This window comes from Roseobacter ponti, assembly GCF_012932215.1.
In the GTDB taxonomy this organism is placed as follows: Bacteria; Pseudomonadota; Alphaproteobacteria; order Rhodobacterales; family Rhodobacteraceae; genus Roseobacter; species Roseobacter ponti.
The window spans coordinates 2274677-2290602 of the sequence record NZ_CP048788.1 but is presented as its reverse complement, the minus strand read 5'-3'; the positions used below and the strand labels follow the sequence as shown (position 1 = coordinate 2290602).

The 15926-nt window shown below is 56.8% G+C and carries 9 protein-coding genes; 3 read left to right on the top strand and 6 right to left on the bottom strand.

Annotated features, from left to right (window positions below):
* Positions 1 to 1018: 1018 nt before the first annotated feature.
* Positions 1019 to 1987, bottom strand: coding sequence for an AraC family transcriptional regulator (locus tag G3256_RS10930; RefSeq protein ID WP_169640846.1), 969 nt, complete (start codon positions 1985 to 1987; stop codon positions 1019 to 1021).
* A 149-nt stretch (positions 1988 to 2136) separates the two neighbouring features.
* On the opposite strand from G3256_RS10930, the gene G3256_RS10925 reads away from it, so the two are divergent.
* Positions 2137 to 3117: a L,D-transpeptidase gene (locus tag G3256_RS10925; protein ID WP_246227541.1), complete on the top strand. Its 981-nt coding sequence runs from the start codon at positions 2137 to 2139 to the stop codon at positions 3115 to 3117.
* A complete protein-coding gene (locus G3256_RS10920) occupies positions 3114 to 4061 on the top strand; it encodes an META domain-containing protein (RefSeq protein ID WP_169640845.1) in 948 nt (315 codons plus the stop codon). The genes G3256_RS10925 and G3256_RS10920 overlap by 4 nt, the downstream gene beginning before the upstream one ends.
* A 268-nt stretch (positions 4062 to 4329) precedes the next feature.
* Here G3256_RS10920 and G3256_RS10915 read toward each other — a convergent pair whose 3' ends face one another.
* From G3256_RS10915 to G3256_RS10895, 5 genes are all read right to left on the bottom strand, one after another.
* Positions 4330 to 6789 (bottom strand): mechanosensitive ion channel domain-containing protein, encoded by a 2460-nt coding sequence (locus G3256_RS10915; protein ID WP_169640844.1) that lies wholly within the window; start codon positions 6787 to 6789, stop codon positions 4330 to 4332.
* A 303-nt stretch (positions 6790 to 7092) separates the two neighbouring features.
* On the bottom strand, positions 7093 to 7491 hold the full coding sequence (locus G3256_RS10910) for an META domain-containing protein (protein ID WP_169640843.1): 399 nt from the start codon (positions 7489 to 7491) through the stop codon (positions 7093 to 7095).
* 79 nt (positions 7492 to 7570) lie between these two features.
* Positions 7571 to 9496 carry an alpha/beta hydrolase gene (locus G3256_RS10905; RefSeq protein WP_169640842.1) on the bottom strand — a complete coding sequence of 642 codons (1926 nt, stop codon included), beginning with the start codon at positions 9494 to 9496 and terminating at the stop codon, positions 7571 to 7573.
* Positions 9497 to 9565: 69 nt separating this feature from the next.
* On the bottom strand, positions 9566 to 11638 hold the full coding sequence (locus G3256_RS10900) for a M13 family metallopeptidase (protein WP_169640841.1): 2073 nt from the start codon (positions 11636 to 11638) through the stop codon (positions 9566 to 9568).
* A 14-nt stretch (positions 11639 to 11652) separates the two neighbouring features.
* On the bottom strand, positions 11653 to 13509 hold the full coding sequence (locus G3256_RS10895) for an alpha/beta hydrolase (protein WP_169640840.1): 1857 nt from the start codon (positions 13507 to 13509) through the stop codon (positions 11653 to 11655).
* A 389-nt stretch (positions 13510 to 13898) separates the two neighbouring features.
* On the opposite strand from G3256_RS10895, the gene G3256_RS10890 reads away from it, so the two are divergent.
* Positions 13899 to 15890 (top strand): alpha/beta fold hydrolase, encoded by a 1992-nt coding sequence (locus G3256_RS10890; protein ID WP_169640839.1) that lies wholly within the window; start codon positions 13899 to 13901, stop codon positions 15888 to 15890.
* Positions 15891 to 15926: the final 36 nt, after the last annotated feature.

Sequence of the window (15926 nt, the reverse complement as noted above, 5' to 3'; positions counted from 1 at the left end):
CTGCGCGCAGGCGCCCGTCGCGCTGTTCAGCCAGTACGTCGTGAGTCCCCTGGTGCGGACCGCTTCGTAACCAAGGTTCATCAGTCCACCTTCCGCCTGACCCGCCCGTGCGCCTTCAAATGCCGACAGGTCTGTTTCACTGCCGACAAGCGGCCGCCCGGGTGCCGTCGATGACGTTTCTTCGACACAACCGGCAACTAAAGTAAGAGCAGCAACGCCCGCGCATATTCTTGCTGTATTCAACATGATTGGTTATCTCCTTATGTTCTTTTTCGTGCCGCACCGGCTGCCCCGCTTACGTCGCATCCCATATGGTGGATGCGCTTCCTTGTGTTGTTACTTTCCAAAACCATTTTCCGTGCGACGCCTGTACTGCATATTGTCGGACATCTTGGGAAAGCCTGCGTTTTGTAGTGTTTTTTACGTTGCCCATCAGCGGCAGCTTTTGTCTTCCTTTTGCAGATGATGCGAGTGCAGACGCGCCTTACTCCCGTCGTGGACGCAAGGCGGCAAAAACATGTCGCACGGTTTCCGCCAATTGTAAGAAATACCCATCGCAGGGGCTCTTCAGAACCTGCTTAGGGAGACGTCTGACGCGGCAACGCACCGGTATTCGTAGTCCGATAACAAATTCAACTCGTTACTCCCCCTTAACCCATGTAACTCTTTACAAATCAAAGATATTCCGGGGATCAGATACAGTCTATCCAGTATTTCCACGCCGTTTATCCAAAATCAGTGAGTTCCGGTGCGATTGAGAAACATCGGGAGAGGCAAAGCTAATCTTCAGTTAATAAAAAGATCTTGTAGGAGATAAGTTGATCGGTTTGCATTTCGGCGGGGGCAATCTACGGGTCTGCTGACAGTTATTGGTAAGAAAACATGCGCTTTATCCGGCTTTCAAACCGACGGTACGGGCGGAAGCCAGTTTGGCTTCTGATGGCCCGACCGAAGGTCGCGTCCGCTTCGTTGTTCCTGCTACTGTATCAGATGCGGGTCGCGAGCATGATAACGTGTGTTATTTCCGTGAGCGCGCAAGGGTCACAGAAGGCAGTTCCCGGAATGCTGCGCGATATGCCTGGGTGAACCGGCCGAGATGTACCAGGCCAACTGAAAACGCAGAAGAGGTGACGGTTTCGTGCATACCCGAAAGCAGTTGGGCCCGGGCATGTTCAAGCCTTAAATCCGTCAGTCTTTGTCGGACTGTTTTACCAAGGCTGTTTCGAAAAGCTTTGCTCAATACTGTTGGAGGAACCCCCATGGATCGGGCGATCATTGAGGTCGTCAACGGTTCGGCATGATGAGCATCCATGTAATCTTCGGCTCGTTTGCACAGTTGCAGTTCGCCATTTGACGGCAAGCCCTGCAGGCTGTCTTCTATGGAGAACAGCTCGTTTAAATGTTCGAGCATCAGGGCTTCAACTGAGCGGAGCGCCATCGGTGAGGTCAGTATGGGGTGCTCTGACAGCATGTCGCCGAAGACATATTCAATGAACGTCCGCAATGATCTTGTCGCCGGGCTCGAAAGAGGGTGGCGTATAACTTCTGTGCCTGGATTGCCTTTGCTGAAGAAAGCCCAGTTTTCTGAGACGGTTCCCGCAGCTGTCCAGGGCATCTTGAATACGTAAGCCTGAAACGGATTACGGGACGATGTGCCCACGCGTGTCCTTCGAGCGCTCGGTCGCAGGGTAAGCGCTTCGCCTCCGGTGACAGAGGTGCTGCTGCGTTTACCATCAACGGCAACGGCACCGTTCGCGGGCAGAAAAACGGAAAGATAGGCGTCGGCATCAACTTCAATCTCGTGGCCCGAAGATTCAATTGCAAAGAGCCTGGTTGCGGCAGACGAAAGAGTAACCGACTTCAAAGTAAGCATCGGATACTCGGGATCAGTAAATTGAAAAGAGCGGGCCTGGCTGAAAAGAATCGACCGGACGGCATCCGGACTGCCCGTCGCGGGCGCTATTCTTTCAATTTTGATGGGTGTCAATTCGAACTCCCGAAACACGCCGACGCAGGCAGGGTACCCGCGTTGCGGATCACAAAGCAAGAATGACGCCAGAACCAGTGTTTACAACTGTTACCGCGTAGTTTTCCAGTCTACACTTGTGTGACTGTTACAGGCCGTGAAGGGATGCGATGACAGAAACGCACAGCATAGGGCGCCGACTTGCTTTAAAAATGGGTGGCGCGGGACTCTTTGGGTTGGTAGCAGGGCCTCTGTCGGGTCAGCATGTGTACAAGGAAGTTCACGCATTGTTGCCCGGTGAATTCACCTGGCATCCGGAACGCCAGCCCTATGGGCCTCTGGCTGTCGTGGTTTCGATTGATGAACAGCGCGCGCATGTCTATCGCAACGGGGTGCGTATCGCCGTTTCAACCTGTTCGACCGGAAAGGCCGGACACGAAACCCCAACCGGGGTTTTTGTGATCCTGCAAAAAGACCGCGACCACCGCTCCTCGACCTATAACAACGCGCCGATGCCGAACATGAACCGGCTTACATGGGACGGGATCGCGCTGCACGCGGGCAATTTACCAGGCTATCCGGCATCTCACGGATGTGTCAGATTGCCTCTTGAATTCTCGGCTCTGCTTTTCGAACTCACCCATCTCGGCACACCTGTGATAATTGCGGCGTCAAATCATGATCCGATTGATGTTGTTCATCCGGGGCTGATCCTTTCAGGCTACGCGGACCATGAGTTTGATGAAGTTTTGTCCACTCTGGAGCCGCGCAAACACCCGAAAGACTGGAAAATCTCGGATATCCACCCAATAACGTCAATTATCGCGTCCTCGACGGATGCGCAGCTTCTGGTGCTGGAGAACAATGAGGAAGTACTCCAGGGCGATCTGATTTGGGACGGCAAACCGCTCGGGTCCCATGTGTATACGCTCAAAGGTCCGAACGAGGCAGCAAAAGGAATGCACTGGGAGGCGCTCACCTATGATGTTGCAGGTCGTGGAGGCGTATCCGATTTGTCGCGCGTCGGTGCGGGCCCGGAGTTTAACGAGAAGCTCAGACAATACGTTCATCCAGGTATGCTGTTCGTGCTTACTGATCTGCCCCTGCACCCGGACCACCGATCGGGCCGTGACTTCGTGATCATGTCGTGAAGAGCGCGGACGTATTGAAATTCATGGTGAGCACGCTTTTTGCGACTGCTGTGACGGGTGCTGCGCTTGCAAGCGAATGGCGATTTGTAAGTGTCGACAGCGTTGCCGCGCAAGGCGCTGCCCTGTTGCGAATTGGTGAGGACAACAGTTTGTCGGGCGCGACAGGCTGCAATAGGTTTAATATTCAGGGCACCTATGAAGAAAATGAGCTGTCCCTTGCGGAGTCTTTGGCATCGACACGTATGGCGTGCCCGGATCCCGCAGTCGACGCGCAGGAAAAGGCAATTCTCGCACTTCTTCGCGATCGCGTCGCCGTTGAATATGATGCCTATACTGAGCAGCTGACTCTTTCAGGCAATGGTCACTCGGCCGTGTTGCAGCCGGCTTCCGGCGTTGCCGATGAAGGCCTGCCCGCTGTTTTTGGTGCGCAGACCGTGATGGTAACCGGTCTTTCCGGCCTCCTGAACTTCAGGGCGGAACCCACCACGTCTTCTCAGATCGTAGGGCGGTTGCGCCCGCGGTCACTCCACGCAAACCTGGGGTGCGAACGGAAGGATGATCGCGACTGGTGCCGCCTTTCGCTCGAGAACGGGGTAGTGGGCTGGGCTGCGGCTCAATACCTCAGCCCGCTGACAGTTGGCCGTCGAGCGAAGAGCGGCAGTTACGACAAAATAGGGCGACTGAATTGCACGGATAAAAATGGCGAAAACGCAGGCCGTTGTGAATTTGGCGCAGCGATTGAAGACGCACATGCAATTGTTTCTGTTTTCGCAAGCTCCGGCGCCCCGGTTGTATTGCATTTCAGGCAAGGCAGCTTTGACCCGGTTTCGTCTTTCGGACCGTTTGCCGTCGAGCGGGTCTCTTCGCATTCACTTGAGAATGGCGTGCGGGTGATCACCGGAGGTTATCAGCTGGATGTACCCGAACGTGCATTGCGACCGTAATTTCCCCAGACCACTCACCTTTCCAAGGCGGGACTGAGCGGCAACACGAGTGCCTCGGGAACCAATCCCTGCAGAAACACTACTGCCGGACTGTTATACTCAAGCAACAGAACGCCACCATGGTCCAGCGCTACAGTCATCACAGCTACAATGACGGCTGGCAAGGCTTCACAATTTCTGGATGCCAATCTTCCGTTTCCTGACGACTTGGGCGGACCACTTAAATCGGGAAGGATCAACCGGCCAGCGCTGTTAAGTTTGAGCGTCCTCAACGTCCTTCAAGCGGCTCTTCAGCGTCATCGGGTCCGGCAGTTTTTGAAGGCACCTGAGTATCTTCCGTTTCCTTGGTCGGTGGCGCAGTCTTCTCCGAGACGTTTTTCACATGCACGTCCCGTTGCGGGAAAGGAATTTCGATTCCGGCCCTGGACAGGTCAACATAAATGCGGAACAGCAGATCAGACTGGGTTGCCAACATGGTATCAACATTTTTGAGATAGCAGCGCAGTTCAAAATCAAGCGAGCTGTCACCCAGGCCACGGAACAGCACAGCCGGAGGCGGGTGACCAAGGACGGTGTTGTCGTCTTTCGCAGCCTTTTCCAGAATTTCGCGAGCCTGTTCAATGTCGCTGCCATAAGCGATGCCAATCGGCACGATCAGCCGTCCCATGCGCGAGGAAAGGGTCATGTTTTTGACTGTGCCACCAATCAGGTCCTGGTTCGGCACGATCACATCATGTTTGTCAAAAGTGCTGATCTGGGTAGACCGCACGGCAATCTTCTTGACGATACCGGCGTGGCCTGAGACCTCAATCCAGTCTCCTTCTGCTATAGGGCGTTCGACCAGCAGTATGATTCCTGAAACAAAATTAGACACTATCGTCTGCATGCCGAAACCAATACCAAGAGACAGTGCGCCGGCCACAACAGCCAGGCTGGAAAGGCTCAGGCCTGCTGCCGCTATCGCGATGAGCGCCGACAGAGACAATCCGACATATCCGACACCTGTAACCAATGCGTTACGTGCGCCGGCATCGAGCCGGGTGCGCGGCAGAACCGTTTCACGCAATCCGTGCTGCATCCATCTTGTCGCGACCGTGCCCAGAAAGAATACGAGCATCAACGACACCACAACGCCCAATGATATCTGAACGTCGCCGATCTGCACCCCGACGGTCAACAGACGCCAGACCTCGGCCACGTCCGCTGTACGCGCGCCCCAGAAGATGGCCAGCATCGGCACAGTGCACAGGAATAGCAGGGAACTGACAACGATCGGCAGCAGTGGCAGAGTGGTAGCCATTTCAGCCTGGTCGCGCCTTTTGAGGCGGCTGAATGTCCGGAAACTGCCCATTATCAAGCTATAGAGGAACAGTGCAAAACCAAGCAGCCCCAGTGACATTGCAGTCGCATCAGAGATGTGCCGCGCCATCGGAACAAAGCCTGCAAGCACGAGCGGCACCGTTATCAGTGCTACTGCGCGGAGAAGGAAAACCAGTGCCTTGATAAGACTACGATTGGACTCCTTCTGACCATGTGCAGGAGCCGGATCGAGACTGTCCAAAGCTGCACTGTCGCTGTCGGCAACTGTCCCCTTCCTGACGACCCGGTGCAACAACCCGGCCAAACTCCAGAGTAGAAAAGCGGCGGCACTCAGGATCGGCACAGCCAGAACTGATATCGTGGCCGCATTTTGGATCAATCCGAGCGCCAGCACCTCGACAAGGATTTCGACCGCTTCGACAATGCCCAGCATCTGGCAGATGCGGAGCCCAACCATCGCCTCCTGATCGTCAAGGTTTACCAGTCTGCGATTGGGTGCGTCGGGGGAAAATACTGTATGCCCCAGCCAGTTCGCTGAGATTATCAGGAGAAGCATCCACACCACATACTGCCCGAGAAAGTCAGTCAACCGCGACTGAATGCCAAGAGCTGGCACAGTCACGCCGAGCGCTACGGCGCCAACAGCGGGCACCAGAATGTTGGCCAGATTCGACAGAAGCGCCCAAAGGTATCGTCCTGAGGTCTGGGTTTCCTCAAAGCGACGGTCAAAGAAGCGGATCAGGACAGGACGGACGACAAAAATCGTCAAAAGACTGAACAGTACCAGTCCGAGGGCCAGAATAGTGCGCGCAATCTGATTTTCGCGGTAATCATTGGTGTCAAAGCTGCGCTGCACCTCGCCCATGGCTTCGGATCCCAGGGTTTTTAGTTCCTTACTGGCAACGGTCAGCGTGCCGGGCCACAGGATGCTGGGGAAGCGTTCAATCAGTCTGGTGGTGTCTTTCTGTCGGATCAGCCCGTCAAGTTCCCGGATCAGCAATTCAATCTGGTTCAGCCTTTCCCGCGCCTCGCGCACAGGCTGGTTCGCCACGGCCAGGTTCTCTGCAAGCGCTTTTCTGCGGGAGGCAATTGCCTCTGGTTCAGTTTCACCTTCGAGTGGTGGCGGCCCGAGTGCTTCGATCTGAGCCTCAATGGTGCGCGCCTCGACGCTGCCGCTTTCTGAAATGACAGAAACCTGAGACCTCAGATCGTCCAGTTCAGTCCGCAGGCGGGTCAGCGCTTCTGCCGAGGCTGCGCCGGATCCAACGGCCTCCTGGGCGCGGGTCACGACACTTTCGAATTGCTGGGTGCTTTCGGATGGCTCGGCGGTTGTGCTGTCCTGTGCGTGACTGACGTCGGTAAGACCTACGCAGAAAAATAAGGACAAGACCAACAGAACCCGCCGCATAGAGTTTCTCCTGTAACTAACCGTTCGGCGGCCGGGAGTGACCGTATCGACTAAGATTAGTCCCTTTTAAAATTGGATGCACTAGAGGAAACCCGCGCGCCCGTTGCGTGCGCAAACCAGTGTATGCCGGCCTGTCAGAACTGTTTCCGAAAATGGTGGCCTCCGGTATTTTCTAGCTTTCGTCATGATCGATAATACGCATCCGGTCGGCGTCCCAGCGACTGTTTTGCGGCACCATGCAGGATCACGTGCTCGCCACCCCCTGGAAACCTGTATCATCCGCCGCGGGGAATGGGGTTGCATCTAGTTATGTGGGGCAGGGGCCGCTGTGCGTTTCAGTACAAAGGTGGAATTGACATCCGTCAGGGTCAGCGTATCGGCAAAAACATCTGCTGTGACTGACGCTCCGCTCTCAACAAGAGCGACGATCATTGCCTCCTGCTGGAGTAGCGCGTCACCGTCACATCCCATACGGGTGGTGGCAACCGGACCTGAAACAATCAGCCGGTCACCGCTCGTCTGTCCTGTGGCAGAAAAGCGATTGCAGCCGGTTCCTCCTGAGATACTGCCATCGGACAGAAACGAAATCGCCGGGTCGCCAATGGCCGGGGCACCGTTGATCGAAATGATGCGCCAGTCCGCGGCGAACACCTGCGTGGCGTGCAACAATGCAGCGGTGAATACGGGTAAATTGAACTTCATTGTTTCGATCCTTTGGCTGATCAGGCGGCTGGCCTGCTTCTGCAAGGCGCGCTGGCGCCAGCCATTGCAAACAGACTTACTAATCTGAGAACGTTCCGTCCGGCAGATAGAACTTATGCTTAAGATCCCTGATGCAGCTGTCATCAGGCCTTTTCGAAGGGTCTTCGATGAAGGCCTCCGTAAAGTCTTTGGCGCACTGCGAGAACCGTACCACCGCATGCCCTGAACTGGGGAAGGTGGCGGCATGGGCATTGGTTAGAGTGCGCACGACCATTTCAGCGGCGTCCGGGTTGGTCTGTACGTCCTTTTGCCCGGCCAGCGCCAGGGTGGGAATGTCGCTGACGACAGGTTCGTGGGAGCCTTCGCGCGGCTGCGGTTCAAAGATGTTGCAGAACTCGTAAAGTGCGCGCGTGCCGTCGGCGTCCGCTCTCAGGAACGGAAATCGCATGTTGTTGAGATTGCGCTCAAATCCTTCGAGGGAGTTGAAAGGGAAGTCTTCCTGACAGGCGATGATCCCCAGCGCGAAATGGGTTCTGGCGGACCCGGTCAGCAGCGTAGTATCCCTGTCCGCCCGGGCAAAGAATGCATCAACATCCGCATCGGTCATTGCCGCCAGCAGGCCAAGCGTATGGGGCAGGTGGGCTGCCGGCACATGAGCGCGAATGAAGGTTTCGATATCCCTGCGGTTGGGGGACCGCCCGACCAACAGAACATAGTCCTGCGCCGCGCGGATCATTTCATCTGCTTCCAGCTGGCCCAGTAGTTTTGACAATGCCTCGTCCAACAGATTTTCAGTGACCGTTGCCGATTGCGATGACTTTTCGTCTGACAGAGCTGCCAGCAAAGTCTTGATTGAAGTTTCTGTCAGGCCGAGTCCCTGCGCCTCCGTCACCAGCGCCCGGGCTATGGCCGCAGCTTGCGGATCAAGCCCGGCCTCGTAAGGGCCTACAACGGATGCGGGTGTCCGGGGTGCCGGTACAAAGGCGCGCGCCGCAACTTTCTCGGCGGTGTCGGTCTGGCCTTCGGCAAACTCATAGATCATCCTGGGCAGGAAAGCCGACGCAGGTTCAAGGCTGCTGTTGCTCCTTTCCAGATAAGAAGAGATCCATTTGCCATCGATAAGCTGTTCGCCTGCCTGCAGTGGATTTTCTGCAAGCGCTGCACCAACCTCATTAATCTTGGCTTCGAGATCCGGATAGGCTTCGGCGCATTGCGCATCTTCGGCGCAGTTGTCGACAATCCACCCCAGCGACTGATCCGATGGTACAATGTTAGTATCATAGGCGGCGTTGTCGACACGGCTGATGCTGTCAATGACAACCGACCGAACACCTTCCGGTGCGCTGCGCATGACTTCCTGCGCGAGCTTGGTGCCATAAGAAATGCCAAAAGCGTTGTAGACCGGATAGCCAAGCGCATCCGCTACCGCGCGCACGTCCCTGGCGTTCTGGTAAGTGTTGTAGAGCGAGACATCCACACCGGAAGTGAGAACTTCTTCCAGACATTTGGCCAAGGGGCCGTCCGGCGAGAATTCATTCTCCAGGTTGACGAAATCCACAATGTTCTTCGCGCGTTCGTTGTGGCATTTGACCGTCAGGGTCGAGAGCCCCCCGGCACGCTGATCAAAGAGCACGATGTCGCGACGGTCGCGAAGAAAGTCGAACAGGCCGACATTGCCGACAAGCTCCCCGGCAGCACTACCGCCGGGGCCGCCGTGCAGATAGACAATGGGGTCCGGAGCCGGAGAACTGGATCGCGCCTTCAGAACCGCAAAGGCAAGTGATACGGAATTGCCATTATCGGCATCGTGGTTTTCGGGTACTGAAACGCGGCCGCAGATCAAGGTCTTGCCCTCGACCTCGAACACCTGCCTCGGTTGCACGCATTCTTCGATAGTGACCGGGTATCTGTCGTCATAACCACCGTTGCGTAATTGGTCAAAGGCGGCGTCCTGCTCGCCCGCCAGCAGGGCGAGCACGGTTGTGATTACTTGGTCAGGGGTCATCCGGGGAAGTCCTTTTTGTCAGATCTCGGTTGCGGAACGCCGGCACGGTCTGTGGCCGGGGGCGCACTTTTACCAGGCGTTGAGCCGCTTTTCCGGTGCCAGCCACATGGCATCGCCTTCCTGAATGTCAAATGCCTCATAGAATGCATCGACATGTTGCAGCGGGGCGATGGCCCTGTAGGATCCGGGCGGGTGTGTTGACGTCAGCTGAAACGACAATTGCGCCTCGCTGTTTTGTTCGGCCCACATTTGCGTCCAGGACAGGAAACAACGCTGCGCCGGCGTGAAGCCATCAATCTCGACGTTCTCGTCGGGATTTTCCTCCAGGAATTCCACAAGGGCTGCATGGGCGAGTGTGATGCCACCGACATCCGCCATATTCTCGCCGATCATTGCGGCGCCGTTCATGGTCTTGCCCGGCAGTGCCTCGTATCTGCTGGCCTGTTCGGCCAGTTTCTGTGCCTCCCCTTCGAAATAGGTGGTATCAGCATCGGTCCACCAGTTGCGCAGGTTGCCGGCGGCATCATAGCGGCGCCCGGTGGCGTCAAAGCCGTGGGTCATTTCATGGCCAATGATGCCCCCCAGACGACAAAAGTTGACCGCCGCATCCAGTGTCGGATCAAAGGCCGCAGGCTGGGTAATGGCCGCCGTCACCTCAAACCCGTTGATCTGGGGGTCATACTGCGCGTTGATGGCGATGGGCAACGTACGCGCGCCATTGAACTGCACATGGACCACAGGTTTGCCGATCTTGGCATATTCGAGCGCATTGCCGAAAGCGGTGAGGTTTATCAGGTTTGCGACCGGATCATTTCCCACCTCGACCGAGCTGTAGTCCAGCCATTCGTCAGGGGTACCAACGCGGTAATAGAGGTTGTCGATTTTCCTGAGGGCCTCCACCCTCGTTTCCTCGGACAGCCATTCGCGGTTCGCGATCCGCTGCCGGAACGCCCCTTTGATCTGTTCGATCATACCAAGCGCTTCGGTCCGGGTCTCGGCGTCAAAGTACGCCTCGGTGTAGAGCTGGCTGGTGGGATGACCCATCAGGCCGGCCAGCAGTTCCTGAACCTGTTCCTCGCGCGGGGGCAATACGGCCACACCGGTCAGTGCCTCGCTCAGGGCTCGTTTAGGGTCTTCGAAATCCGTGCTCAGGACATCGGCAAATGTCTTGATCAGCATGAACGACAGAAGGTCGCGAATGTCCTGCATCGAATACTCGTCCAGCGCCGCAGAAAGGGCCTGCAGATACCTTGGTTCATAGTTGATGACCCCTTCCGGCTTTTCGATACCGACCTCGTCCAGTACCAGGTTGAGGTTGATCTGCGGGATCAGGGCGTTCAACTCGTCAAAGGTCATCGGATTGTAAACCGCCCGGGGGTCAACCTTGTCCTCTGCCGTCAGGAGCCCTCCATAGAGGTCACTCTCAAGGGCAACGATCGTGGGGCTGATTGCGTCGATCCGGTCCGGAGCATACCCGGCAACGGTCAGGATGCCTGCAATATAATCCTGATAGGCCTGTTTTTTGGCGGAGCCGTCGCCTTCGGCATAGATCGCGGCCTGATCACCAAGCCCAAGCTCACCGGATACCGAATAGAGCGTAATCTTGGTCGCATCGGCCAGATCGGGGCTCGGGGCCATCGCGATCAACGGCGGCACGCCAATCCCCTTTGTCCAGTGTCCGAGGTATCGCGCCAGGGCATCATAGTCGTCAATCGCCGCGATGGCTGCCAGTTCTTCTTGTAACGGGGCCATGCCCGCGGCGTTGCGCGCCTCAATGTCCAGATAGGCATTGTAGAACGCGCCGACTTGCTGGGTCGGGCTGCCTTTCTCTGCGCTGTCAGCCGCTTTGCTCGCCTCCTGCAAAGTCACAAGCAGCCGGGCTTTGACCCGCTCCTGAATGTAGCTGAACACCCCAACCGAAGGCAGGTTGTCGGGGCGGTCAACACGGGCAAGCCAGCTGCCAGCTGCATATTTCAGAAAGTCGGAACCCGGGTCGACTGACGGATCCATATTTGACAGTGAAAAGGCGAGCTGGTCGGGACCGATTTCGTAAACCTCATCAGCCGTGGCTATGCCGCCCATTGCGATCAGGGCGACCACTGCGGTTGCGGTGTGAAGTTTTGCGGAAAAATATCCTGGCATCAAAGGGTTCCCTGTCAGTTGGTTTCGACGGACATGGTGCCGTCCGGAAGCAGAAAAGGCGGCGTCAGGTCAGTGGCACAAGTGGTTGTCAGCGCCGTTTCAGGGGCGTTGATGAAAGCCTCACCCAGATCCTGCGCGCAGTTAGAAAAGGTCAGGGCGGCATGGCCGGTTTCAGGTAGCACAACGGTCCGGGCATCGCTCAGATAGCTGGCCGCGTCCCTGGCCCAGCTGACCGCGGTCTGGGTATCAGACAGTCCCGCCAGCACGAGGGTTGGCACATCGCTGTGCACCGGATCGTGCCAACCCTCGCGATAGTGTTGATCAAAGAGCGCGCATTTGCTGTAGTAATCCCCCAGATAGGCCACGTAGAATTCGCTAAGCAACGCTGGCACTTCTGGCATCTGGTCAAAGCTCGCGCGAACTCCGCTGACTGAATTGATGTCCATATCTTCCTGGCAAGAGTACATGCGTTGTTCGAACTCGCCCGCGATCACCTGCTGGATTTCGGCGTTGTCGGTGCCGCTGCGCGCAAAGGTATCGACGATATCGGCGACGGACATGACCCTGACAAGGCCTTGCAACTGCTCAAGCGTGTCGCCGTCAAAATGCGCGACCAAAAGTGCGTCCAGTTTACTTGCGTCCGGTGAAACCTGCGCCAGCCTGAGATAGTCGCTGGCAAACTCAAGTCGCGACTGCTTTTCGGGGAGCGCTGTAATCGCAGCACCCAGGGCTGCATCAAACACATCCGCCAGCGCGCTGTGGGTGCGGTCGGCATCTACGTCCGCTTCAAGACTTTGCAGGTTTCGTGTGGCGATCTCGGTCTGCAAGCCAATCTGCTCTGCTGCGCGCACCGCGTTCCAGGCCAGCGTAACCTCGTCCGCGCTCAGACCGGTGGCGCTGGCAATGATCTTGTCTCCACTGGTCTGCGGTGGGATCTCGCGCGCCTGAAATGCGTCCCATGTCGTTGTGTCACCAGCTTCGAATTCTGCGACCATCTTTGGAATATATGTTGTAAGCCCCTTAGGGCCCTCTGAGCTGTTACGCGCCTCGACAAGGGAATTGAAGGCATCACCGGTGACCGGACCGGTGGCGCTCTGCAAAGGCGCATCGGTCATAGCGTTCACAACGCCCCAGTAGCGCCCGACAATGTCAGGATATGCGGCAGCGCATTTGGCGTCCGCCTCGCACAGGGTGCCGATAGACTGCACCGCCTCGTAATTCGGCACGAAGAGGTTGTCGAAAAGTGCGATGTGGCTCGGCGCCACAGAATCCAGCACCACCGCGCGCAATCCGGGCGGGTCGTTGCGCATTACTTCAAGGCTGAGCTTGGTGCCGTAAGAAACCCCGTAAAGGTTGTAGCTTTCCGCCCCGAAGGCCGCAGCCACAGCCTCTACATCAAGCGCGTTCTGCTCTGAGTTGATTTGTTCCAGTTCCAGCCCCCGGTCGGTCAGCTCCGCGATGCAGGCGCGGGTCAGATCGGCATCCAGTGTGGCCGGGCCTTCGCCGGTTCTGCTGAGCAGGATATCACCAATGTTATCGGCGAGGGTGGTAACGCAGCGCGTGGTCTCACCGGAGGCATCTACTCCGCGCTGGTCAAAGACGATAATATCCCGGCTGCGGCGCAATTTATCGAAGTAGGTACTGAGCTTCGCAACACGTTCCACGATGCCGCCGCCGGGTCCGCCATGTAAGTGGATGACCGGATCCCGTGCAGGCGCCGTGGAATGAGCTTTGAAAAACGCGAAGGCAAGTCGCAGTGTGGGTCCGTCCGGCACTGCATGATCTACCGGCACGGTCACAAAGCCGCACCGGATGGTCTGCCCCTCTATTTCCAGCGGTGCCAGTGGCCGGGTGCAGTCGGCCCCGGTCACTTCATAACGCGCATCAGCACTACCTGCATCTATTTCGGGAAAAGCAGTGGGGTCCGGCTCGGTTGCTGTGAGTGCTGCAACAAGTGCGATAATGCTATCCGGTGAAATGATCTGGCTCCTGCATTCATTGTAACGGCTGACCGGTTCAGCTTACAGAATTGCACCATCGGGTAAACACTGTTGCGACAGCATTCTGAGGCCGTCGGGTTAATTTTTTTGCCAATGTTTTGAGTGACCTATCCAATAAACGAATTGTCTGTCCCGATTGCGAAGTCTGTACTGACGACAGTTGACTCAGGGTATTCTTACGGTTTCAGTACCGGTGAAGCGCGCTCATTGCGCCAACGCCGAATGCCTGTAAGGGCCGGTAAACGAGGAGTAGAAAAGCAATGCGTATGAAACGAATTCCGCAGCTTTTTTCCTTTGTTCTGATCTGCCTTTCGCCGGTGCCGGCATTTTCGCAGGCAGTTTCGATCGAAGCCATCCCCTGTCCGAATCCTCTGCCTTACGAAAGCGAGGTCGAAGGCGAGACTTACGAGTGTCACGCGGTCATTGTACCTGAAAATCACGATGCGCCGGGCGACCGCACAGTGGAGCTGGTCTCGTTGCGGCTGAAATCGACCTCGCTGTCGCCGATGCCCGATCCGGTGGTTTATCTGTCGGGCGGTCCGGGGTCTTCGGCATTGCATGAACTGACGCTGCCAACTCTGTTCCTGAACATGCAGGCCATGCGCCAGCGACGCGACGTGATCTTTTACGATCAGCGCGGCACCGGCCATTCGCAGATCCTGACCTGCGGCCCGTTCAATGCAGCCACCGGTGTCGTTGGCGAGCTTTATCCGCAGGTTTCCATCGAAGAGCTTGAGGCGGCGTCATCTGCTGTTGGCATGACACTGTCACTGGCGCTTTGTGCAAGCGGGATGGGGGCGGTTGGCGTTGACATGTCGCAATACAACAGCGTCGCCAGTGCCAGGGACGTTCAGGCGATCGTCACCGCCCTTGGCTATACCGGTGACTACAACCTTTATGGCACCAGCTATGGCACACGACTGGCGCTGAATGCGCTGCGCTCGACCCCGGAAAACGTGCGAGCAGTTATACTGGACGGCACGGTCACACCGGACACACCCAACACGGCACTGACCAGCGCGCGGATCCAGGAGCAGTACGACAGTATCTTCAAAGCCTGTGCCGCCAGCGAATACTGCAACGGCAATTTCCCTGATCTGCGCAACCGTTTTATCACAACGCTGAAGCAGCTGACCGAAGAGCCGCTGGTGTTTGACCCGCCAATGGTGCCGCACCAGCTGTTACGCAGCAGGTTCACTGTAATCGAGCAGATCGAACCGTCGTTCTTTGGCGGTTTTGGCAAGATCACCAATGATGGCGCGCAGGGGGGCTTTGCCGCCTTTCTACCTTTTATTATCAAGGCGCTTGAAGAGCGCGACACAGACGCTCTGCGCAAGATCCTTGGCGGGCCACCGCCTGAGGAAAACACGCAGGTGGCCATTGTAGCCACCCCGGATGATGCGCTGGTGGCCGACGATATCTTTCTCGCCCCGAGCATTGATTTGATCCTCGGCTATGCCGAACGCACGAGTGCAGACACTGACAGTCATTTGAGCGACGATTGGGTCGAGATGATCGTCAACCAGTTTCGTGAACGACTGGAGGCTGGCGAAACTCAGGCAGAGGTGATCCGTGACTTCGTTGATTTCACCCTGCTGCCACTCGGGGGAACCGACAGGACGGTGCTTGAAGAATTTGCGCGATCCCATCTGAAACCGGAAGCGGGCGCGGTCTCTGCCGCACTGGTGAATGAGATGACCCGTCAGGACGTGCGCAAAACTATGTGGGCGATCCAGGATATCGCGATGGTGATGAGCGGCGCGCCGGAACGAAGCGGCGGTATTGCCTTTGGCATACTCTTTGGCATCAACTGCCCGGAGGATATTAAACATACGCCCGATCAGGTCGCCATCGACCAGATCGCAAATGCACCATATCCCGGAATCTTCATGCAGGATGTCGAGACCTACAGGAATTTCCGTTTTGCCTGCCAGTTCTTTCCTGACCGTTTCAGCAAGGACGAAATGATGAGCCCGGTCGTCAGCGATAAACCGGCACTGATCTTTCAGGAAGCGCTGGATTCTCAAACAAACCTTTCCCTGGGATATAAGGCACTGGAGACGCTGGCGAACGGGGTTCTCCTGGAATGGGGCAGTGAAGGTCATGTGATCACGGGCCGAAGCCCGGACGGATGTGCCGGGGCCATTGCCGCCGCCTTCCTCGACCGCCCGTCTTCGCCGCCGGATTTCAGCTGCTCCAAAGCGCCTTATTACAAAATTCCCTGGGAAAAAGCGGCGGCAAAACTTGAATGACCGACGCTGAATTCCAACGAACACGCAATAATCAGG

What these genes read in the sequence shown, in the direction of transcription:
- G3256_RS10925 (WP_246227541.1), top strand. Translation starts at nt 2,137, where the DNA reads ATGACAGAAACGCACAGCATAGGGCGCCGACTTGCTTTAAAAATGGGT.
- G3256_RS10915 (WP_169640844.1), bottom strand. Translation starts at nt 6,789, where the DNA reads ATGCGGCGGGTTCTGTTGGTCTTGTCCTTATTTTTCTGCGTAGGTCTT.
- G3256_RS10910 (WP_169640843.1), bottom strand. Translation starts at nt 7,491, where the DNA reads ATGAAGTTCAATTTACCCGTATTCACCGCTGCATTGTTGCACGCCACG.
- G3256_RS10905 (WP_169640842.1), bottom strand. Translation starts at nt 9,496, where the DNA reads ATGACCCCTGACCAAGTAATCACAACCGTGCTCGCCCTGCTGGCGGGC.
- G3256_RS10900 (WP_169640841.1), bottom strand. Translation starts at nt 11,638, where the DNA reads ATGCCAGGATATTTTTCCGCAAAACTTCACACCGCAACCGCAGTGGTC.
- G3256_RS10890 (WP_169640839.1), top strand. Translation starts at nt 13,899, where the DNA reads ATGCGTATGAAACGAATTCCGCAGCTTTTTTCCTTTGTTCTGATCTGC.